Origin of the sequence: Kribbella sp. VKM Ac-2571, from assembly GCF_004362255.1 — a bacterium.
Lineage (GTDB): Bacteria > Actinomycetota > Actinomycetes > Propionibacteriales > Kribbellaceae > Kribbella > Kribbella pratensis.
Genome location: NZ_SNWS01000001.1, coordinates 573,777 through 592,937 on the forward strand (window position 1 = coordinate 573,777; position 19,161 = coordinate 592,937).

The 19,161-nt window shown below is 68.7% G+C and carries 20 protein-coding genes and 1 other RNA gene; 11 read left to right on the forward strand and 10 right to left on the reverse strand.

The window, feature by feature from the left end; translation table 11 throughout:
- Positions 1-17: 17 nt before the first annotated feature.
- Positions 18-1,502, forward strand: coding sequence for a beta-N-acetylhexosaminidase (gene nagZ, locus EV651_RS02765; RefSeq protein ID WP_133781584.1), 1,485 nt, complete (start codon positions 18-20; stop codon positions 1,500-1,502).
- A gap of 99 nt (positions 1,503-1,601) precedes the next feature.
- Here nagZ and EV651_RS02770 read toward each other — a convergent pair whose 3' ends face one another.
- Positions 1,602-2,810 carry an ROK family transcriptional regulator gene (locus EV651_RS02770; RefSeq protein ID WP_133781586.1) on the reverse strand — a complete coding sequence of 403 codons (1,209 nt, stop codon included), beginning with the start codon at positions 2,808-2,810 and terminating at the stop codon, positions 1,602-1,604.
- Between the two features lie 109 nt (positions 2,811-2,919).
- Here EV651_RS02770 and EV651_RS02775 point away from each other — a divergent pair, with 109 nt between their 5' ends.
- The 5 genes from EV651_RS02775 to EV651_RS02795 all read left to right on the forward strand — a co-directional run bounded on the left by EV651_RS02775 (position 2,920) and on the right by EV651_RS02795 (position 9,327).
- On the forward strand, positions 2,920-4,557 hold the full coding sequence (locus EV651_RS02775) for a glycoside hydrolase family 13 protein (RefSeq protein WP_202870125.1): 1,638 nt from the start codon (positions 2,920-2,922) through the stop codon (positions 4,555-4,557).
- A gap of 139 nt (positions 4,558-4,696) precedes the next feature.
- A complete protein-coding gene (locus tag EV651_RS02780; RefSeq protein WP_238156609.1) occupies positions 4,697-5,824 on the forward strand; it encodes a Nif3-like dinuclear metal center hexameric protein in 1,128 nt (375 codons plus the stop codon).
- A gap of 16 nt (positions 5,825-5,840) precedes the next feature.
- Entirely contained in the window at positions 5,841-6,599 is a 759-nt protein-coding gene (locus tag EV651_RS02785) for a zinc ribbon domain-containing protein (protein ID WP_133781590.1), read from the forward strand.
- Positions 6,557-7,714 (forward strand): bifunctional RNase H/acid phosphatase, encoded by a 1,158-nt coding sequence (locus tag EV651_RS02790; RefSeq protein WP_238156610.1) that lies wholly within the window; start codon positions 6,557-6,559, stop codon positions 7,712-7,714. Before EV651_RS02785 ends, EV651_RS02790 begins: the two co-directional genes overlap by 43 nt.
- 176 nt (positions 7,715-7,890) lie before the next feature.
- On the forward strand, positions 7,891-9,327 hold the full coding sequence (locus EV651_RS02795) for an RNB domain-containing ribonuclease (protein ID WP_133781592.1): 1,437 nt from the start codon (positions 7,891-7,893) through the stop codon (positions 9,325-9,327).
- 42 nt (positions 9,328-9,369) lie between these two features.
- Here the strand turns inward: EV651_RS02795 and EV651_RS02800 are convergent, their stop codons facing one another.
- Positions 9,370-10,317 (reverse strand): hypothetical protein, encoded by a 948-nt coding sequence (locus tag EV651_RS02800; RefSeq protein ID WP_133781594.1) that lies wholly within the window; start codon positions 10,315-10,317, stop codon positions 9,370-9,372.
- A gap of 189 nt (positions 10,318-10,506) precedes the next feature.
- Entirely contained in the window at positions 10,507-11,064 is a 558-nt protein-coding gene (locus EV651_RS02805) for a TetR/AcrR family transcriptional regulator (protein ID WP_133781596.1), read from the reverse strand.
- A gap of 52 nt (positions 11,065-11,116) precedes the next feature.
- On the opposite strand from EV651_RS02805, the gene EV651_RS02810 reads away from it, so the two are divergent.
- Positions 11,117-11,602 carry a GNAT family N-acetyltransferase gene (locus EV651_RS02810; protein WP_133781598.1) on the forward strand — a complete coding sequence of 162 codons (486 nt, stop codon included), beginning with the start codon at positions 11,117-11,119 and terminating at the stop codon, positions 11,600-11,602.
- A gap of 161 nt (positions 11,603-11,763) precedes the next feature.
- Here EV651_RS02810 and EV651_RS02820 read toward each other — a convergent pair whose 3' ends face one another.
- Both EV651_RS02820 and EV651_RS02825 read right to left on the reverse strand, forming a co-directional pair.
- Positions 11,764-12,897 carry an alpha/beta hydrolase gene (locus EV651_RS02820; protein WP_166658471.1) on the reverse strand — a complete coding sequence of 378 codons (1,134 nt, stop codon included), beginning with the start codon at positions 12,895-12,897 and terminating at the stop codon, positions 11,764-11,766.
- A gap of 149 nt (positions 12,898-13,046) precedes the next feature.
- Positions 13,047-13,394 carry a hypothetical protein gene (locus EV651_RS02825; RefSeq protein ID WP_133781602.1) on the reverse strand — a complete coding sequence of 116 codons (348 nt, stop codon included), beginning with the start codon at positions 13,392-13,394 and terminating at the stop codon, positions 13,047-13,049.
- 97 nt (positions 13,395-13,491) lie between these two features.
- Between EV651_RS02825 and EV651_RS02830 the strand changes: the two genes are divergently transcribed.
- Complete coding sequence (locus EV651_RS02830; protein ID WP_133781604.1) at positions 13,492-14,223, forward strand: DUF899 domain-containing protein; 732 nt, start codon at positions 13,492-13,494, stop codon at positions 14,221-14,223.
- Positions 14,224-14,232: 9 nt separating this feature from the next.
- Here the strand turns inward: EV651_RS02830 and rnpB are convergent.
- Both rnpB and EV651_RS02840 read right to left on the reverse strand, forming a co-directional pair.
- Positions 14,233-14,631, reverse strand: an RNA gene (gene rnpB / locus EV651_RS02835) — RNase P RNA component class A.
- 10 nt (positions 14,632-14,641) lie between these two features.
- Positions 14,642-15,010, reverse strand: a complete 369-nt coding sequence (locus tag EV651_RS02840; RefSeq protein WP_133781606.1) for a DUF952 domain-containing protein — start codon at positions 15,008-15,010, stop codon at positions 14,642-14,644.
- A 44-nt stretch (positions 15,011-15,054) separates the two neighbouring features.
- On the opposite strand from EV651_RS02840, the gene EV651_RS02845 reads away from it, so the two are divergent.
- Entirely contained in the window at positions 15,055-16,551 is a 1,497-nt protein-coding gene (locus EV651_RS02845; RefSeq protein WP_133781608.1) for a S10 family peptidase, read from the forward strand.
- Positions 16,548-17,003, forward strand: coding sequence for a GNAT family N-acetyltransferase (locus tag EV651_RS02850; RefSeq protein ID WP_133781611.1), 456 nt, complete (start codon positions 16,548-16,550; stop codon positions 17,001-17,003). The genes EV651_RS02845 and EV651_RS02850 overlap by 4 nt, the downstream gene beginning before the upstream one ends.
- On the opposite strand, the gene EV651_RS02855 is transcribed toward EV651_RS02850, so the two are convergent.
- Together EV651_RS02855 and map are read right to left on the reverse strand one after the other, a co-directional pair.
- Positions 16,991-17,374, reverse strand: a complete 384-nt coding sequence (locus EV651_RS02855; RefSeq protein WP_133781613.1) for a GNAT family N-acetyltransferase — start codon at positions 17,372-17,374, stop codon at positions 16,991-16,993. The two genes, EV651_RS02850 and EV651_RS02855, sit on opposite strands and share 13 nt — an antisense overlap.
- A complete protein-coding gene (gene map, locus EV651_RS02860; protein ID WP_133781615.1) occupies positions 17,371-18,219 on the reverse strand; it encodes a type I methionyl aminopeptidase in 849 nt (282 codons plus the stop codon). Before map ends, EV651_RS02855 begins: the two co-directional genes overlap by 4 nt.
- 55 nt (positions 18,220-18,274) lie before the next feature.
- Here map and EV651_RS02865 point away from each other — a divergent pair, with 55 nt between their 5' ends.
- Positions 18,275-18,463: a hypothetical protein gene (locus tag EV651_RS02865; RefSeq protein ID WP_133781617.1), complete on the forward strand. Its 189-nt coding sequence runs from the start codon at positions 18,275-18,277 to the stop codon at positions 18,461-18,463.
- A gap of 85 nt (positions 18,464-18,548) precedes the next feature.
- Here the strand turns inward: EV651_RS02865 and EV651_RS02870 are convergent, their stop codons facing one another.
- Positions 18,549-19,139, reverse strand: coding sequence for a histone H1-like repetitive region-containing protein (locus EV651_RS02870; protein WP_133781619.1), 591 nt, complete (start codon positions 19,137-19,139; stop codon positions 18,549-18,551).
- Positions 19,140-19,161 lie beyond the last annotated feature (22 nt).

The window sequence follows — 19,161 nt, forward strand, 5'->3', positions numbered from 1 at the left end:
TGCGAGAGGGTGGGGGGATGAGTGATCAACTGGATCGTGACGCGGCCGGCTCGCTGGTCGTCGGTTTCACCGGGACCACGGCTCCCGACGACCTTCGGCGGGCGGTGGCGGGCGGACTCGGGGCGGTCATCCTGTTCACCCGTAACGTGGCGGACGCCGAGCAGGTAGCGGCGCTGACGGCCGCCTTGCGGGCCGAGCGGCCGGACCTGATCGTGGCGATCGACCACGAGGGCGGCGAGTTCAGCCACCTCGCGCCGGCGAACCCGTGGCCGCTCGCGTCGCCGCGCCTGCTGGGCGACCTGGACGACGTCGACCTGACCCGCGCCTCCGCCCGGGACGCGGCTGCGACCCTGGGCTCGCTCGGCATCGACCTGATGCTGGCCCCGTCGGTCGACGTGAACAGCAACCCTGCGAACCCGATCATCTCCACCCGCTCCTTCGGCCGGACCGCGGACGTCGTCTCGCGACACGGCGTCGCGTTCGTCGAGGGCGTCCACGACGCCGGGATCGCCGCCTGCCCGAAGCACTTCCCGGGCCACGGCGACGTCTCGGTCGACTCACACACCGATCTGCCGCGCGTCGACCGTTCGATCGAGGAGGTCGCGGACGTCGAGCTCGCGCCGTTCCGGGCGACCATCGCCGCCGGCGCCGACGTCGTGATGAGCGCGCACATCGTCTTCTCGGCGTACGACGACCAGCCGGCCACGCTCTCGCACCGGGTGCTGACCGGGTTGTTGCGCGAGGAGCTCGGCTTCACCGGCGTCATCACCACCGACGCGCTCGAGATGCAGGCGATCACCAAGACCCGCTCGATCGAGGACGCGGCGGTCGCCTCGATCAGCGCCGGCGCGGACCTTGCGATGATCGCTGTCGGTACGGCGGACCCGCAGGCCCTCACCGCCCGCGTGATCGACGCCGTCCGCGCCGGCACCCTCCCGGCCGAGCGGGTCGCCGACGCAGCCGGCCGGGTCCGGGCACTCGCCGGCTCGCTCGGGCAGCGCACCCGGCAGCCAGGTCTCGACGGCGCTCCGATCCGCGAGGTCGCCGCGCGCGTGGTCGCCGGGCAGACGTTCCCGGCGTTCGGTGCAACGCCGTACGTCATCGATCTGACGCAGGGCCTGCACCCGGCCTGGAACCCCTACTTCTCCGGGCTACCGGAGGTCTTCACCCGGGTCGCTCCCGGCGCCGATGGCGTCGTACTCCGGGGCGAGCACCACCTCACCGACACCGGCGAGCCGCAGGACGACGCGATCGCCAAGGCGGCCAAGGCCGCGCAGGGTCGCCCGCTGGTGATCGCCGTCCAGGACGCCGGCCGTACGCCGTGGATGCGCGAGGCCCTCAACCACCTCGTCCAGGGCCACCCGGACAACGTCTTCGTACTCTGCACCGGCATCCCCGAGGACCAGGCGCTCGTCCCACAAGGCGTGCCGTCCGCCACCACCTCCGGCCGCAACGTCATCGTCCTGGAAGCCATCGCCCGCCAACTGACCCGCGAGCGGTAATCGCCGGATCTCCAGGCCATCACAATCACCCGCGGCAGGTCGCCTCGAGCGGGACGACGTCAGCCGGCAGGCGATTGTGATGGCCTGGCGGATCGGGCCTCACACCTGGCGGCAGCTGAGTTCCAGGTCGAGGGCGTGTTCTTCCACGTAGTTGAGGGCGTGGCGGACCGCGCCGACTGACACGATCGTGTCGCCGAGGGAGGAGACCGCGACGCGTGGGGGAGTGCTCGTGTAGCGGGCCAGGTGGGCCTCGAGGTCGGGGAGCAGAGCGGCGGCCGCCTCGGCGACAGCTCCGCCCAGGACCACCAGTTCGGGGTTGAAGAGAGTGCCGAGCGTCGCGACCACCCGCGCGGTCCGGGCGGCGATGTCCTGAAGGATGCCCTGGGCAACCTTGTCGCCGTCGGCGGCGGCGCGGAACACCTGCTCGGCGGTCACCTCTCCGTCGGTCGCGAGGTCCCGCAACGACGTGTGCACGGCCCCGTCCGCGACTGCCGCCGTACCGTTCTCGCGGGCGATCCGGGCGATTCCGTGGGTGTCGCCGACTCCCTCGATCAGCTTGAGGAACACCATCTCGCCGGCGCCGCCGCGACTGCCGTGCAGCAACCGGCCGGAGTCCATCAGCCCCGACCCGAACCGTTCGCCGGCGAGCAGTACGACGAGATCGTCGACGTTGCGCGCCTCACCTCGCCAGTGCTCCCCGAGGGTCGCGAGGTTGGCGTCGTTCTCCAGCAGGACCGGCCACCCGTGCAACTCGGTCAGCCGCTGCGCGAGCCCGGCGTCGAAGCGGCGCCAGAACTCGTCGTCGACCAGGATGTTCCCGTCCCGGTCGACGGGGGCCGCGACCCCGGCGCCCGCGGCGAGGACCTGTGCGTCCGACACCCCCGCGGAGGCGAGCGCCTCGACGACGGTCTCGTGAACGATCTCGGTCCGCTCGCTCGGCGTCTTCACGCCGGCGGCCGACCGCCCGGCCTTGGCCACGGTCTCGCCGCGCAGGTCGGAGACCAGGACCGTCGTCTTGGCCGCGCCGATGTCGATGCCGAGCACGTACCCCGCGTGGCTGTTGAACTCGAACCGCCGCGACGGCCGCCCGACGGACGTCCGGCCGGGGTCGAGCTCGACCACCCAGCCCATCGAGATCAGGTCGTTGCAGACCGCGTGCACGGTCGCGCGGGTGAGACCCGTGGCCTCGATCAGGCCGGTTCCTGTCATCACCCGGGCGCGGGTGAGCACGCCCAGTACCTTGCCCGCGTTCACCCGGCGCAACATCGTCGGCGTGGCCGTGGGCGGCGTTGTCGGTGGTTTCGCCATGAAAGCCCCTTGACCTCGTCGTCGTACCGACCGCAGAATACATGCAGATTCTAAATTTAGAGCCTATATATAAACGCTGGGTTACCAGCAGATTCCGAGTGAGGCGATCGTGACGAGTCCGCAGACAACCGATCCCGACTGGTGGCGGCAGGCTGTCGTCTACCAGATCTACCCGCGCAGCTTCGCTGACGCGAACGGCGACGGTGTCGGTGACCTGCCCGGCATCATCAGTCGTGTCCCGTACCTGGTGGCGCTGGGCATCGACGCGGTCTGGCTGAGCCCGTTCTACCCGTCCGCGCTGGCCGACGGCGGGTACGACGTCGACGACTACCGCAACGTCGACCCGCGGCTCGGGACCCTGGAGGACTTCGACGAGCTGGTCGCCGCGCTGCACGCGGAGAACATCAAGCTGATCGTCGACATCGTCCCGAACCACACGTCGAACCAGCACGAGTGGTTCGTCGAGGCGCTCGAGGCCGCGAAGGGTCACCCTGCCCGCGACCGGTACATCTTCCGCGACGGCCCGGACGGCGCACCCGACCAGCCGCCGTCGGACTGGGACTCGGTGTTCGGCGGCTCCGCCTGGGCGCAGACCGACGACGGCCAGTGGTACCTGCACATGTTCGCGGCCGAGCAGCCGGACCTGAACTGGCAGCACCCCGAGGTACGGGCGGACTTCCTGGACACCCTGAAGTTCTGGTCGGACCGTGGCGTCGACGGTTTCCGCGTCGATGTCGCGCACGCGCTCGTGAAGGACCTGTCCGAGCCGTTCCCGTCGAAGACCACGCTGCCGCGGCAGTCCGAGTCGAACGGTCAGCACCCGCTCTGGGACCAGGACGGCGTCCACGAGATCTACAAGGACTGGCGCAAGCTGCTGAACACCTACGACCCGCCGCGGTCGGCGGTCGCCGAGGCGTTCGTGCCGGCCGCCCGCCGTGCGCGGTACGCGAGTGCCGACGGGCTCGGGCAGGCGTTCAACTTCGACCTGCTGCAGGCCGACTTCGAGTACGAGAAGTTCCGCAAGGTGATCGAGGAGAACCTCGCGCTCGCCGAGGAGAACGGCTCGTCCTCGACGTGGGTGTTCTCGAACCACGACGTCGTCCGGCACGCCACCCGGTACGGCCTGCCGAAGAACCCGAAGGGCGGCTGGCAGGACGGCAAGGACTGGCTGCTGAGCAACGGCACCGAGCCGACGGTCGACGTCGAGCTGGGTCTGCGCCGTGCTCGGGCCGCGACCCTGCTGATGCTGGCGTTGCCGGGCTCGGCGTACCTGTACCAGGGTGAGGAGCTCGGTCTGCAGGAGGTCGGCGAGCTGCCGGCGGCGAACCTGCAGGACCCGGCGTACTTCCGCTCCAAGGGTGCCGAGAAGGGCCGTGACGGCTGCCGCGTGCCGCTGCCGTGGACCGTCGGCGGCCTGTCGTTCGGCTTCGGCTCGGGCGGTTCGCACCTGCTGCAGCCGAAGTGGTTCGGTGCGTACTCCGTCGAAGCGCAGGAGAACGACGCGGAGTCGACGCTGAGCCTGTACCGCAAGGCTCTCGCCGTACGGCGTGGGCTGCGCACCGGCAGCTCGCTCACCTGGATCGACGGCTCCGACGAGGTCCTGCACTTCGTCCGCTCGGGCGGCTGGCAGAGCGTCACGAACTTCGGCGCGGCCCCGGTCGAACTGCCCGACGCGGCTGTCGTGCTGTCCAGCGGCCCGCTCGAGGGTGAGAAGCTGCCCAGCGCGACGACCGCCTGGCTGATCTAGCACCCCAGATCCGCTCCGGCCGAGCCGTCTCGTGACGGCACTCCCCCCTGTGGCCGGGGCGTTGATGGACGTGGCGGGGGCAGCGGGCGGTTGCCCCCGTCACGATCCGTCCCGACTGCGGGAATGTCAGGATAAGCGCGTGACGACGCTTGCGGACGTGATCGCGGTTCTCGATCGGCTCTACGACCCGTCCTGGGCGGAATCCTGGGACGCGGTCGGTCTCGTGACCGGCGACCCGGAGCAGGAGGTACGGCGGATCCTGTTCGCCGTCGACCCGATGCGGGGCGTGATCGACGAGGCGATCGACGGCGGGTTCGACCTGCTCGTCACGCATCACCCGTTGTTGCTGCGCGGCGTGAACAGTGTGGCCGCGACGACGCCGAAGGGCCGCGTGATCCACGACCTGATCCGCGCGGGTGTCGCGCTGCACGTCTGTCACACCAACGCCGACAACGCGAACCCCGGGGTCAGCGACGCGCTCGCCGCCGCGATCGGGTTGCGGGACACCCGGCCGCTGAAGGCGATGCCGGCCGAGCCGATGGACAAGGTCGTCGTGTTCGTCCCGGTCGCGGAGACGCAGGCGATGCTCGACGCGCTGGCGAAGGCCGGCGCGGGACAAATCGGCGACTACGAGCGTGCTGCCTGGAGCGGCACCGGCGAAGGGACCTTCCGCCCGCTCGCCGGCGCGAACCCGACGATCGGGAGCGTCGGGGACATCGAGGTCGTCGCGGAGAACCGGATCGAGATGCTGCTGCCCCGCCGCAAGCGCCGCGCGGTCGTCGAGGCGCTGGTCGCGGCGCATTCGTACGAGGAACCGGCGTACGACATCTATGAGGTGGCCGCGTTGCCGAGTGAGCGGGGCGGCGGGCGGGTCGGCGTACTCGCGGAGCCGCTGCCGCTGGCCGCTTTCGGACAGCTTGTCGCGGAGAGCCTGCCGCAGACCGAGCACGGCGTCCGCGTGTCCGGGGATCTGGACCGGACGATCGAGACCGTCGCGGTGGTCGGGGGAGCGGGGGACTCGGAGTTCGACCGCGTGCGCGCGGCCGCCGTGGACGCCTATCTGACCGCCGACCTGCGGCACCATCCCGCCACCGAGGCCCGTGCGTACGGCGACCCGGCGCTGGTCGACGTCGCGCACTGGGCCAGCGAGTGGCCGTGGCTGGTCGACGCAGACCGCCTCCTGCGCGAAGGACTGGCGGCCCAAGGCAGTACCGTGGACACTCACATCTCGACGCTCTGCACGGACGCATGGACCCTGCGAATCTGAGCACGCCGCCACTTATTTGAAGGAGCCGACTCTGAACGCCGAGCCCGCCGTCCAACGCCGGTTGCTGGACCTGCAGGATCTCGACCTGCAGCTGGATCAGGTCGCGCACAAGCGCGCGTCGTTGCCCGAGCACCAGGCGCTCAAGGAGCTGACCGCGGAGAAGTCCGTGGTCGACCGCGAACTGGTCACCGCCGACACCGAGGTCAGCGACCTGCAGCGGGAGCAGAAGAAGGCCGACAGCGACGTCGAGCAGGTCCGGCAGCGCAAGGCCCGCAACCAGCAGCGGATCGACTCCGGTCAGGTCACCTCGCCGCGCGACCTGGAGAACCTGCAGCACGAGATCGGTTCGCTCGACCGCCGGATCTCCGACCTGGAGGACGCCGAGCTCGAGGTGATGGAGAAGCTCGAGGCCGCGGAGGCGGTGCAGACCGACCTGCGCACCCGGGCCGAGGCGTTCGCCGGTCGGCAGGCCGAGTTGGAGACCACGCGCGACGCCGCGCTCAAGGAGCTCGACGAGCAGCGCGCCGAGCTCGGTGACAAGCGCTCCACGGTCGCGGCCGAGCTGCCGGAGCACCTGCTCGCGCAGTACCAGCGGCTGCGGGAGCGCAACGGCGGGATCGGCGCCGCGCCGCTCGTCGGCAAGCGTTGCATGGGTTGCCGGATGGAGCTCGCACCCTCCGACCTGAACGCGATCAAGGCCGCCGCGCCGGACGCCGTACTGCGCTGTGAAGAGTGCGGACGGATCTTGGTGCGGACGTCGGAGAGCGCGGTATGACGTACGACCACGTCATTGTCGAGGCCGATGGTGGATCGCGCGGGAACCCTGGGCCGGCGGCGTACGGCGCTCTGGTGCGCGACCCGGTGACGCGGAAGGTGATCGCGCAGCAGGGAGGGACGCTCGGGATCACGACGAACAACGTCGCGGAGTACTCCGGTCTGATCGCGGGGCTCGAGCTCGCCGCGGAGTACGCGCCGGGTGCCTCGATCGAGGTGCGGATGGACTCCAAGCTGGTCATCGAGCAGATGGCCGGCCGCTGGAAGATCAAGCACCCGGACCTGCAGCCGCTCGCGATCAAGGCGCAGGGGCTGGCGCCGTTCGGGACCGAGTGGACCTGGGTGCCGCGGGCGCAGAACTCGGCCGCCGACGCGCTCGCGAACAACGCGCTCGACGGCGTCGACATCCCCTTGACGCCTGCCGTCGCCGGATCAGCGCCGGTGGCGGCGAAGGACCCGTCGGACCTCGCGAAGGCGTTGCAGGGCTGGGGTCCGCAGACCGAACCGCCGACGCAGCTGATCTTCCTGCGGCACGGCGAGACGCCGCACACCGTCGAGAAGCGGTTCTCCGGATCCGGTGGTGACAATCCCGGGCTGAGCGACACCGGGCGCGCGCAGGCGGTGGCGGCCGCTGACTACCTGTCGCGGATCGGCGGGGTCGACGCGCTGGTCGTGTCGCCGATGCGCCGTACCCAGGAGACCGCGACAGCGGTCGCCGCCAAGCTCGGACTCGACCCGGTCGTGGACGAGAACTGGCGGGAGGTCGCGTTCGGCGACTGGGACGGGCATACGTTCGCGGAGATCCAGCAGAAGTGGCCGGACGCGATGAACGCCTGGCTGGAGTCGACCGCGGTCGCCCCGCCCGGTGGTGAATCGTTCGACACGTGCGCCCGGCGGGCCCGATACGCGCGTGACAGTCTGCTCGCGCGGTACCCGGGCAAGACGGTCGTCGTGGTCACCCACGTGACGCCGATCAAGCTGATGGTCCGGTCGGTGCTCCAGGCCCCGATGTCCGCGCTGTTCCGGATGGAGCTGCGGCCGGCAACGCTCACCGAGATCCACTGGTACGCCGACGGCCTCGCGTCCCTACGCTCCTTCAACGTGCAGCCATCGTGAGGGCATGAGTCCCGCTCCCACGCCTACTGCGGGGCGCTCGGCACGGCACCTCGCCGCACGGGTGCAAAGGCCACGATGCTCCGCATCGAGACCTTCGCCCCCGCACGCCGATGCACCGCACCGAGCACCTCCTCGCGACGGCGTGGGAGCGGGACTCATGCCCTAGTCTGACCCCTATGCCGCTGCAGAGGGTTCGATTCGCCGAGGCCGTTCCGGAGGTCTTCCGGGCGTCGTTGCAGGAGATCCGCCGGGAGCAGGAGGTGCCCGCGGAGTTCCCGCCCGAGGTGACGGCCGCGGCTCTGGAGGCAGCACAGCACGCTCGGCTTCCGGAGCTCGATCGGACCGACCTCGAGTTCGTGACGATCGATCCGCCGGACTCGATGGACCTCGACCAGGCGCTGCACATCGAGCGGACCGGTGACGGGTTCACCGTGTACTACGCGATCGCCGACGTGGCCGCGTTCGTGCAGGCCGGCGATCCGATCGACGCCGAGGCGCGGCGCCGCGGCGAGACGCTCTACGCGCCGGACAAGCGGACCCCGCTGCACCCGCCGGAGCTGTCCGAGGGTGCGGCGTCGCTGCTGCCCGACCAGGTGCGTCCCGCGCTGCTGTGGACGATCACCGTGGACGCGGGCGGCGAGAGTACGGGCGTCACGTGCGAACGGGCCCTGGTGAAGTCGCGCGCGAAGCTCAACTACGCCGGCGTACAGAAGGATCTGGACGCTGGTACGGCGTCTGAGTCGTTGCACCTGTTGCGTGAGGTCGGCAAGCTCCGCGAGCAGCGCGAACTGGAACGCGGCGGCGTCAACCTTCCGATCCCGGACCAGGAGGTCGTCACCTCCAACCACGGCTGGGGTCTGGAGTTCCGCGCGCCGCTGCCGGTCGAGGGCTGGAACGCGCAGATCTCGCTGCTCACCGGGACGGCGGCCGCGCAGCTGATGACGAAGGGCAAGATCGGCATCCTGCGCACGCTGCCCGAGTCGCACGACGACCTGCGGCGCAAGCTCGGCAACACCGCCAAGGCGCTCGGGATCGTCTGGTCCGACGAGGCGACGTACGCCGAGTTCATCCACGGGCTCGACCCGAAGGTGCCGGCGCACGCGGCGATGCTCGCGGCGTGCACTGTGCTGTTCCGCGGCGCCGGGTACACGGCGTTCGACGGCCAGGTGCCGGAGCAGTCGCAGCATGCCGCGATGAAGGCGGCGTACGCGCATGTCACCGCGCCGCTGCGGCGGCTGGTGGACCGCTGGGCAGGGGAGATCTGCGTCGCGCTGTCGGCCGGCGTCGAGGTACCGGCCTGGGTGCGCGACTCGATGGACGAGATCCCGAAGATCATGGACGACGCGGACCGGCGGGCGCACGCGTACGAGCGGTCGATCGTCGGCATGGTCGAGGCGGGTCTGGTCGCGGATCAGGTCGGCTCCGAGTTCGACGGCGTGATCACCGACGTGGACGACAAGGAGAACACCCGCGGCATCGTCACGCTGACCAAGTTCGCGATCGAGGGCCGCGTCACCGGCACGGCGCTCCCGCTCGGTCAGAAGGTTCGGGTAAAGCTCGTCGAAGCGGACATCGCCAAACGCACAGTCGCCTTCGAACTGGTTCAAAACTGACGACACCAGGTTCGGTGCGGCTGGCGTTTGGCGAACCCACGGCTAGCTGACGGAGACTCCGGCAGCTTCGAAGTCGTAGGTCTTGCCACCGAACTTCAGTGCGTCGACCGCGCCGGAGAACGCGTAGTCCCGGCCCTTGCTGAGCGTCGCCGTGAGCACCTTGGCGTCATCGCCACCGTCGCCCAGGTAGGCGAGCATCTCCGTCCAGGTGCACCGGGCACCGTTGATCGAGCACGCCGTTCCGTTGAAGGCGGTACCGGTCAGGCCCCAGTGCTTGTCCGCGTCGGTGCTGGCGTTGAAGGCCGTCCACGCGTTGGCGGTGCCGTTGGCCGGTAGGTACACCAGCGACGAGTAGTTCGACGCCACCGCGGCCACATTCGGGTCGATCTCGAAGATGATGCTCGGCATGTTGTTGCCTAGGGCATTGTTCTCGCCGGTCGTGTAGACCGAGAAGCCGACGGTGCCGAGATCCTTCACGTTCTGACCGGCGAAGTCCACCTCGTTGCCGAAGGCCACCTTGTCGGTCGCGGACGCGGTGTGCAGGTTGAGGGCGCCGTCACCGAGCGGCGACTGGGTGGAGGTCGTGGCGAGTTCGGCGTCGGCCGCGCCGATCACGTTGCGGTGCACGGTGCCCCAGTGCTTCAGATAGGCCGGGCCTGCCTTGTTCAGCTTGGTCTGGACCGCCGGGGCGAGGTCGACCTCTGCCACCACACCGTCCTTCAGCTTGGCCGACGTGTCGACCCCGTTCGCCGGAACCGCGAGCAACTGGGCGACGAACGCCTTCTGCAGGTCGCTCTGGCCGAGGCTGTAGTTGACCACCTGGCTCTCGGCCACGGAGTTGCGGACCAGCGGATAAGTGATGGCCGTAGCAGTCTGGCCGGTGACGCCGGCATCGGCCGCGCCACCACCGAGCACTGAGAAGCCGACAGCTGTGACAGCCAGCGTGAATGCGGATCCTGCCGCCGCGAGGCGGTTCTTCGTGTTGGACATGATTCCCCTTGCTTCCACCCCGAACGGACGGAATTGCGGTGCCGCCAGGAGTCGAACCCGGCCCATCCCCGCACACCGAGACGGTCTAGACCGTCTACTCTGCGTCACCGTATAGGGCATCGAACGTAATGGGAACAGCCAGGCCGTCGCAACGGTCCCTCCTTTGCCCACCGACAGGCTTGAACCTGTTCACCGCCTCGCCAGGTAGTCCTCGACCGCGGCGGTCGTTCGCTCCAGGTCGCCGGTTGCGAGCAGGTCGAGCAGGGCGCCGCGGAGCATCGCCAGTACGGCGGTACGTCGTGCCTCCGTCTGCTCGGGATCGCTCGTCTTGAGTAGCTCGAGCCAGTCGTCGACGGTCGAGCGGGCGAAGTCCGTCCACGGGCCGTCCGGCGCGACGAGCGAGCGTCCGTACGCCTCGACCCAGAACGTCATCAGCGGTCGGCGTTCGGGGGCCGCGAGCCAGGTCCACAGTTCGCGGGCGATCACGGTCAGGCCGGGCGGCTCGTCGTACCGCTGCTCGGTCTGGCGGAGGAGTTCGAGCTGGTCGGCGCGGCCGCGGGCGAGCAGGGCGCGGATCAGGCCGTCCTTGCTGCCGAACAGGAACAGCAGCACCCGCGGGCTCGAGCCGATCGCGGTCGCCAGCGGTCGCAGCGACAGGTCGGCGAGCCCGTGGGTGAGCGAGTACGCGTACGCACGCTCGAGCAGTTCTTGCTCGCGCGCGGAAGGGGCTTCCTTGGTTGTCGGCACAGGGGCTAGTATTGCTTACTGAAACAGTCGTGTCAGTAGAGCGGGTGGGTAGATGACGAAACTGATCAGGAAGCTGGGGCAGCCTGGAGACCTCGGCTGGGTCGTGCAGTCGCATGCGGAGATCTATGCGGCGGAGTACGGCTGGGGCCCGGCGTACGAGACGCTGATCGCGCAGATCGTGTCGGCGTACGCGTCCGACCACGACGACGAGCGCGAGGCCGCGTGGATCGCCGAGGTGGACGGCGAGCGGGCCGGAAGCATCTTCTGCGTGCGCGGGCCGGACGAGACGACCGCTCAGTTGCGGCTGCTGCTCGTGACGCCGGCTGCTCGCGGACTCCGGCTCGGCGCCGAGTTGGTCGACACATGTCTGAGGTTCGCCCGCTCGGCCGGCTACAAGCGGATGGTGCTGTGGACGAACGATCCGCTGGTCGCGGCGCGGCACATCTATCTGTCGCGCGGGTTCCGCCTCACCGGTTCCGAGGTTCACGAGCTGTGGGGCGACAACCTCGTCGGTCAGACGTACGAGCTGGACCTCTAGGGGGTGTCTGATGGTTCCCCGCCTACTGCGGGGCACTCGGCACGGCACCTCGCCGCACGGGTGCAAAGGCCACGATGCTCCGCATCGAGACCTTCGCCCCCGCACGCCGATGCACCGCACCGAGCACCTCCTCGCGACGGCGCGGAACCATCAGACACCCCCTAGGACTTGCAGACCGGTGCGCCGGGCGCGGCGGTCTTGTAGATCGCGTGGGAGAGGAACGTGTTGAGGTACCCGTTCGTGATGGTCAGCGCGTGCCGCGGGTCGGCCTTGCCGAGCGGCAGGAATCTGCGCAGCGGGTACGCCAGGTAGTAGACGCCGTAGTCGGTGAAGTTGAAGTGCCGCGTGCCGGGGACCGTGGCGCACCAGGCCGTACCGGTGCTTGCCTTCAGCAACGAGAGCGCGCGGTTCCGGTCCTGCCCGTCCTTCGCGTCCGGGCCGCAGACGCTGGTGATACAGGAGTCGTCGGCGCCGAGCAGCATGATCGGCGCCTTCACTCCCTTCGTCACGACGTCACCGAACTGCATCCCGTCGAGGTCGACCGCGGCCGCGCAGCGTGCGTCCAGCCGGCAGGCCTCGAGCGAGGCCGCGCCGCCGAACGAGTGACCGACGTACGACGCCCCGACCGCGGTCTCGACCGAGTTCGGGAGCTCCTTGGCGACCATGCCGGCCGCGAACCGCGCATCGGCGGCCCAGACGCCGACGAGATGATCGCCGACCTGCATCGCGCCCTCGGTGCTCTCGCCGAGGTTCGGCGGGTTCGCGTCCGGTTTGCTCTCGACGGTCTGCCCGCCGAGCACGGTGAGGTTCGCGCTGTACGTCGGGGTGACGCCGGCGACCAGGTACCCGTGACTGGCGAGGTCCTCCGCGAGCGCGGCGTACATCGGAGCCGACAGGCCCATCCCGGGCATGAGTACGACGACCGGGAACCGACCGGGTGCGACGGCGACGCGATCGAGGGCACGGTCCTGGAGAGTGTCGAACGGTCCTTGGAAAACGGAGATCGGGGCCTTCAGGTGGAGCCCGCTCCAGTCATCCGGCGCGTACTGCACGTGGCGGCCGGTGGTGTCCTTGGCGACCGGGTACCAGAGCCAGACGGCGAGCCGGCGAGGGCCGTTCGAGTACGGGTCACGGCGGGGCGTGTCGGTCCACTCGTACGTCCGCCGCCCGACCTGAAAACTCCCGGTCGTCTCCGGCAACGCCACCGGCTCCGACCGCTGCACCAGCACCCACCCGACATACCCAGCCCCACCGACAAGCACGAGCAGGAGCAGAAACACAACCCCAGTCCGCACGCGCCTCCGCATACCCCCACTTTCTCACCCCGCCCGTCCAACACCCCGCCACACCACTCTCGAGTCGTAAGAATCGCCCCCAATTCCCCACCGAATCCCACGACTCGAGAAACCCCCCACCAACCATTCCGCACGACTCGGCGGGAGGATCAGGTTGGGAGACCGTGGCGGCCCGCGACAGCGAACACCATTGTGCTGCCGGTGCGGGAGGTTGTGTGCGCGACCGGGGGTAAGACGTAGCCGCCTCCCAGCATGACCGTGTCGCCGAGCTCGGCGATTGTGCGGCCGTCGGGGTCGAGCACCGCGAACGAGACGCCGCGTGGGGCGACTGAGCATCCCGGCGGCCAGGCCACCTCGATCGGCTGGTCGGCTTTCAGGACGACGATGCAGTTGGTGGCGCCATCCACCGCGAGGGTTCCTCCGAGTCGCGCCGCCATGTTGCGCGCCGGGCGTTCCTGAACGGTTAGGTACGGCGTGCGGATGGAGTCGTCGGCCACGATCTCGATCGTACGGCGGTTGTTGGCCAGGCGATGTCGAGGTGGGGGAGGTGGTTTCGACGTTTCGGGTGTTCTGTTGGTTGGCGAAGGAGTTGGGATGAGTTTGCCGGATGTGGTGTCGCGGGATGAGTGGGTGGCGGCTCGGCGGGAGCTGTTGGCTGCCGAGAAGGCGTTCACGAGGGAGCGGGATGCGCTGAATACGCGGCGCCGTGAGCTGCCGATGGTGCTGGTTGAGAAGGAGTACACGTTCACCGGGGCCGACGGTTCGGCGGGGCTGCTGGAGTTGTTCGAGGGGCGGGACCAGTTGGTGGTGTACCACTTCATGTTCCAGCCGGAGTGGGACGCCGGGTGCCCGAACTGCACCGGGTTCGTCGACGAGATCGGGTCCGTACGGTTTCTCAACGCGGCGAACACCACGTTCGCGCTGGTCTCGCGGGCGCCGTACGAGAAGCTCGCCGCGTATCGGGAGGCGCGTGGATGGGAGCACCCGTGGTACTCGTCGTACGGGAGCGACTTCAACTACGACTACCACGTCACGCTCGACGAGTCCGTCGTACCGTTCGAGTACAACTACCGCTCCAAAGCCGAGTGGGACGTGCTGCCGAACAACGAGCACACCCAGACGCAACAGCCCTTCGACCTCCACGGCCTGAGCTGCTTCCTCCGCGTCGACGAGCAGGTCTACCACACCTACTCGACGTACGGCCGCGGCCCCGACGCGATGACCTTCACCGTCACAGCCCTGGACCTCACCGCCCTCGGCCGCCAAGAACCCTGGGAAAAACCCACCGGCCGCACCACGAAGAACCACAACGACCACTGCCACTGAGCCGGGAGGGGAACGGGTCGGTCTGTAAGCCGGATTCTGTGACGGCGATCATCCATCTACGGTGGCCGTTACCGGGCACCTCTAGCGGCCTACCCGCGAGCTCGGGCGGGCCGCCCTCGGACGCTCGCGCGGGTGGTGGTTTCCCACCGCCCTTCTTGGCCTTGCTCCACGTGGGGTTTACCTAGCCTCCACAGTCACCTGCGGAGCTGGTGGTCTCTTACACCACCGTTTCACCCTCACCCGCACTCCGGCGAACCACGGGGTTCGTCGGAGCCGCTGGCGGTCTGTTCTCTGTGGCACTGTCCCGCGGGTTACCCCGGGTGGGCGTTACCCACCACGCTGCCCTGTGGAGTCCGGACTTTCCTCGGCGTCCTCTGCAAAGGACGACGCGATCGCCCGACCGACCCGTTCCGTACGATCAGGATACGGCCTCGGCGGTCACCTCGGGCCACAGGCCGTCCGGACCCCGGCGGTACGGGCGTACGTCGACCACCGCGTCCAGGTTCAGCGGCCCGTAGATGTGCGGGAAACTCATCCCGGTCCCGTCCAGGTCCTCGTCACAGAGCGCGGACACCAGCCGGGCGGTGTCGATCACCAGCAGGCACAGCGGCTCGTCCACGTCGTCGTACGCGAAGTTCGCGACCATCGCGACCTGCTCGGGGCGGGATGCGTGGATGAACGTCGCGCCGTCGTCGAGGCTCTTGCCGCGCGTCGACCACCGGTAGCTCCCGGCCTCGCGGGCGGCCTCCCACTGCTCCACGAACGCGATGTGCAAAATCGTCGCCATGAACCCAACGCTAGTGGCTGCAGCCGTGGATTAAGGTGCTCGACATGGCCAACGACGACCACAGCGAGACCGAGACCGAGACCAAGCCGGAGACCAAGCCCGCGAAGCCGGTCGACGACCTGGTGACGACGCAGCACACGCTGACGGTCGACGGCCAGGAGTTGCGGTACACGGCGACCACCGGACGGATCGTGCTCCGCGAGGAGGTCGTCACCGACGGGAAGTTCGACGGGCTGAAGCCGAAGGCCGAGGTGTTCATCACGGCGTACACGCTGGACGACGCTGATGGCACCGGCGCCCAGGACCGTCCGGTGACGTTCGCGTTCAACGGCGGGCCGGGGTCGTCGAGCATCTGGCTGCACCTCGGTCTGCTCGGTCCGCGCCGCGTGGTCTCGGGTGATGTGGGTGAGCTCGCGCCTCCGCCGTACTCGATCGTCGACAACGCGGAGACGTTGCTGAAGTACAGCGACGTGGTGTTCATCGACCCGGTGTCGACCGGGTTCTCGCGGGCCGCGGAGGGGGAGAAGCCGGGGGACTACCACGGGTTCACGCGTGACCTGGAGTCAGTCGGTGAGGTGATCCGGCTGTGGACGTCGCGGAACGGGCGCTGGATGTCGCCGAAGTTCCTGGCCGGCGAGTCCTACGGTACGACGCGTGCCGCGGGGCTGGCCGCGCATCTGCAGCAGCGGTACGGGATGTACCTCAACGGCGTCATCCTGATCTCGGTGGTGCTGGAGTTCGGGACGCTCGACTTCACGCCGGGCAACGACCTGGCGTACACGTTGTTCCTTCCGTCGTACGCCGCGATTGCGCACTATCACGGTCTCGTTCCGGATCAGTCGCTGGAGGAGGTGCTCGCGGACGCGGAACGGTTCGCGGCCGGCCGGTACCCGAATGCACTTGCCCAGGGCAACCGAATCCCCGCGGACTACCGCGCCGAGGTGGTCACGCGGCTGGCCTCGCTGACCGGGTTGAGCGAGGACTACATCGATCGAGTGAACCTGCGGATCGAGCACACGCGGTTCTTCGGCGAGCTGCTGCGTTCCCGCCGCCAAACGGTCGGACGTCTCGACGGTCGCTTCACCGGATGGAACCCGGACTACGGCTTGGAGGCTCCGGACCGCGACCCGTCGATGAACGCGATCACCGGGCCGTACTCCGCGGCGCTCAACCACTACGTGCGCGTCGAGCTCGGCTACGAGAACGACCTGCCGTACGAGGTCATCAACATGGACGCCGCGAAGAACTGGTCGTTCAAGGAGTTCGAGGGCCAGCACATCTCGGTCGCGGAGAAGCTCGCCGAGGCGATGCGCGTCAACCCGCACCTGAAGGTGCACGTCGCCTCCGGCCACTACGACGGCGCGACGCCGTACTTCGCCACCGAGCACACGCTCGCCCGCCTCCAGATCCCCGCCGAACTGACCGCCAACATCGAAACGAAGTACTACCCAGCCGGCCACATGATGTACATCCACGACCAGTCCCGAATCCAACAGTCCACCGACCTCGCCACCTTCATCACCACCGCATCCAACCGATGATCCTCATCCGCCGCGCAGACGCAGTAGAGACGCCGGCCGTCCCAGGCGTCGTACTGCGTCCACCGGCGGTCGAGGACGCACTCCCACTCGGCAAGCTGTACTTCGAGGCGTACGACGCGGGCGTCGCCGCAGCGACGGAACGCGAAGCACTCGAGGACATCGAGCTCACGTTCGCGGGGGAGTACGGCGTACTCGCGCCGAATCTCAGCCGCCTCGCCTGGCACGGCGATCAACTGGTCGGCGCGCTGCTCGTCGTGGAGCGCGCACCCTGGCCGGACACCCCGGACTGCCCGTTCGTCATCGAGCTGTTCACGGCTCGATCACATCGTCGTCGAGGGATCGCCAAGCTTCTACTCAGCGAATGCGCAGACGTCACGGTCGCACTACGCGCCGACGACAAGAACACGCCCGCGGTGACGCTCTACCAGTCGCTCGGCTTTCAGGAAGGGTAGATGCGGAAGCCGTTGAACGTGCGGTGTTCGAAGGACTGGTAGAAGGCTTTGGCGGTGTCGGTGACGAGATCGATGCGTTGGGCGCCGGTCAGCGGTGTGGCGTACTCGAGCAACGCCCGCCCGATGCCCTTGCGGCGGTAGGCGCGGTGGACGGCCATCTGGGAGAGGTGGGCCTGGATGTGGCCGTCGCTTTGCAGGTAGGCGAAGCCGATGACCTGCTCACCGTCGAGTGCGACGACGGTCGTCACCCCCGGAGCGGTGAAGACCGCGTGCGCTCGGGCCGGGTCGGCGGGGAGGCTTGGCCAGTTTTCGGATTCGCAGATTGCGAGGATGCCCGGGAGGTGGGTCTCCTGGTACTGCGTGATGGTCACGGCAGGGTTAGTACTTCGGCGCCGGTGTCGGTGACTACCAGCGTGTGCTCGAACTGCGCCGTACGCGACTTGTCCTTCGTGGTGGCGGTCCAGCCGTCGTCCCACAGGTCGTACCCGTACGTGCCGAGCGTCAGCATCGGCTCGATCGTGAACGTCATGCCGGGCTCGATCACGTCGTCGAAACGCTCGTCGTCGTAGTGCGGGATGATCAGGCCGGAGTGGAACGACGTCGAGATGCCGTGGCCGGTGAAGTCGCGCACCACGCCGTACCCGAAGCGCTTCGCGTACGACTCGATCACGCGGCCGATGATGCTCACCTGACGGCCGGGCTTGACTGCCTTGATGCCGCGGTTGAGTGCCTCGAGAGTGCGCTCGACGAGCAGCCTGCTCTCTTCGTCGACGTCACCGACCAGGAAGGTCGCGTTGGTGTCGCCGTGGACGCCGTCCAGGTACGCCGTGATGTCGACGTTGACGATGTCGCCGTTCTCGAGCGGACGGTCGTCGGGGATGCCGTGGCAGATCACCTCGTTCACCGACGTGCACAGCGACTTCGGGTAGCCGCGGTAGCCGAGCGTCGACGGGTAGGCGCCGCGCTCCACCAGGTACTCGTGGCCGACCCTGTCGAGCTCGTCCGTGGTCACGCCCGGCTTCGCCGCGGCACCGACGGCCTGCAACGCCTGCGCGGCCAGCTTGCTCGCGACGCGCATCTTCTCGACCAGCTCGGGGGACGTCACATACGACCCGTTGTACGGCGTCGGCGCCGGCTTGCCGACGTACTCCGGACGCGGAATGGATGCGGGTACGTCGCGGCGCGGCGAAATGACGCCAGAGGTAAGGACAGACATGGTGAGATCATTCTAGAGAGAGCTGCAAGAAGACTCCCCGGAGGTGGTCATCCAGATGAGTGACGATCACAGCAACGAGTGGTACTACAACACCAAGACCGGCAAGGTCGAGCCGTACCAGGGCGCGAAGTCGGGCGACCGGCTCGGGCCGTACAGCTCGCCCGAAGAGGCCGCCCGCGCCCTGGAGAAGGCCCAGGAACGCAACGAGGCCTGGGAGAACGACCCGAAGTGGGACGACGACTGAGGTCGGGCTCCGACGACGTGCCGAGGGGCACCACTTCATGATGAACACGATGAAGTGGTGCCCCTCGGCTGTTACTGACGTCGGGTCAGCGGGCGACCCGCTTGGCGGCGGTCTTGCGGGCCGGAGCCTTGCGCGCCGGCGCCTTCTTCGCAGCGGTCTTCTTCACCGCGGACTTCTTCGCCGCGGTCCGGGCCGGCGCCTTCTTCGCGGCGACGCGCTTCGCGGGTGCCTTCTTCGCGGCGACCTTGCGGGCCGGCGCCTTCTTGGCGGCGACCTTCCTGGCCGGAGCCTTCTTGGCGACGGTCTTCTTCGCGGCCGTCGTCTTCTTGGCCGTCGTCTTCTTCGCCGCCGTTGTCTTCTTCGCGGCGGTCGTCTTCTTCGCAGCGGCCGTCGTGCGCTTCGCCGGCGCCTTCTTCGCGACGGTCTTCTTGGCCGTGACCTTCTTCGCCGGGGCCTTCTTGGCGGTGGTCTTCTTGGCCGGCGCCTTCTTCGCCACCGTCTTCTTGGCGGCGGTCTTCTTGGCCGCACTCACCTTCTTCGTCGCTGTCTTCTTTGCTGCGCTGACCTTGCGCGCGGTGGTCGTCTTCGCGGCGCTGGCCTTCTTCGCGACAGTCTTCTTGGCGGGAGAAGCCTTTTTGGCTGTCGCCTTCCCTGCGGCTGCCTTCTTGGCTGGCACTCTGCCTCCTTGGTGCGGCTGA

Excerpts from the sequence above, each read along its gene's own strand:
- nagZ (WP_133781584.1), top strand. The coding sequence starts at position 18 with ATGAGTGATCAACTGGATCGTGACGCGGCCGGCTCGCTGGTCGTCGGT.
- EV651_RS02830 (WP_133781604.1), top strand. The coding sequence starts at position 13,492 with ATGAGTTTGCCGGATGTGGTGTCGCGGGATGAGTGGGTGGCGGCTCGG.
- EV651_RS02795 (WP_133781592.1), top strand. The coding sequence starts at position 7,891 with ATGCCGCTGCAGAGGGTTCGATTCGCCGAGGCCGTTCCGGAGGTCTTC.
- EV651_RS02800 (WP_133781594.1), bottom strand. The coding sequence starts at position 10,317 with ATGTCCAACACGAAGAACCGCCTCGCGGCGGCAGGATCCGCATTCACG.
- EV651_RS02850 (WP_133781611.1), top strand. The coding sequence starts at position 16,548 with ATGATCCTCATCCGCCGCGCAGACGCAGTAGAGACGCCGGCCGTCCCA.
- EV651_RS02770 (WP_133781586.1), bottom strand. The coding sequence starts at position 2,810 with ATGGCGAAACCACCGACAACGCCGCCCACGGCCACGCCGACGATGTTG.
- EV651_RS02840 (WP_133781606.1), bottom strand. The coding sequence starts at position 15,010 with ATGGCGACGATTTTGCACATCGCGTTCGTGGAGCAGTGGGAGGCCGCC.
- EV651_RS02845 (WP_133781608.1), top strand. The coding sequence starts at position 15,055 with ATGGCCAACGACGACCACAGCGAGACCGAGACCGAGACCAAGCCGGAG.
- map (WP_133781615.1), bottom strand. The coding sequence starts at position 18,219 with ATGTCTGTCCTTACCTCTGGCGTCATTTCGCCGCGCCGCGACGTACCC.
- EV651_RS02810 (WP_133781598.1), top strand. The coding sequence starts at position 11,117 with ATGACGAAACTGATCAGGAAGCTGGGGCAGCCTGGAGACCTCGGCTGG.
- EV651_RS02865 (WP_133781617.1), top strand. The coding sequence starts at position 18,275 with ATGAGTGACGATCACAGCAACGAGTGGTACTACAACACCAAGACCGGC.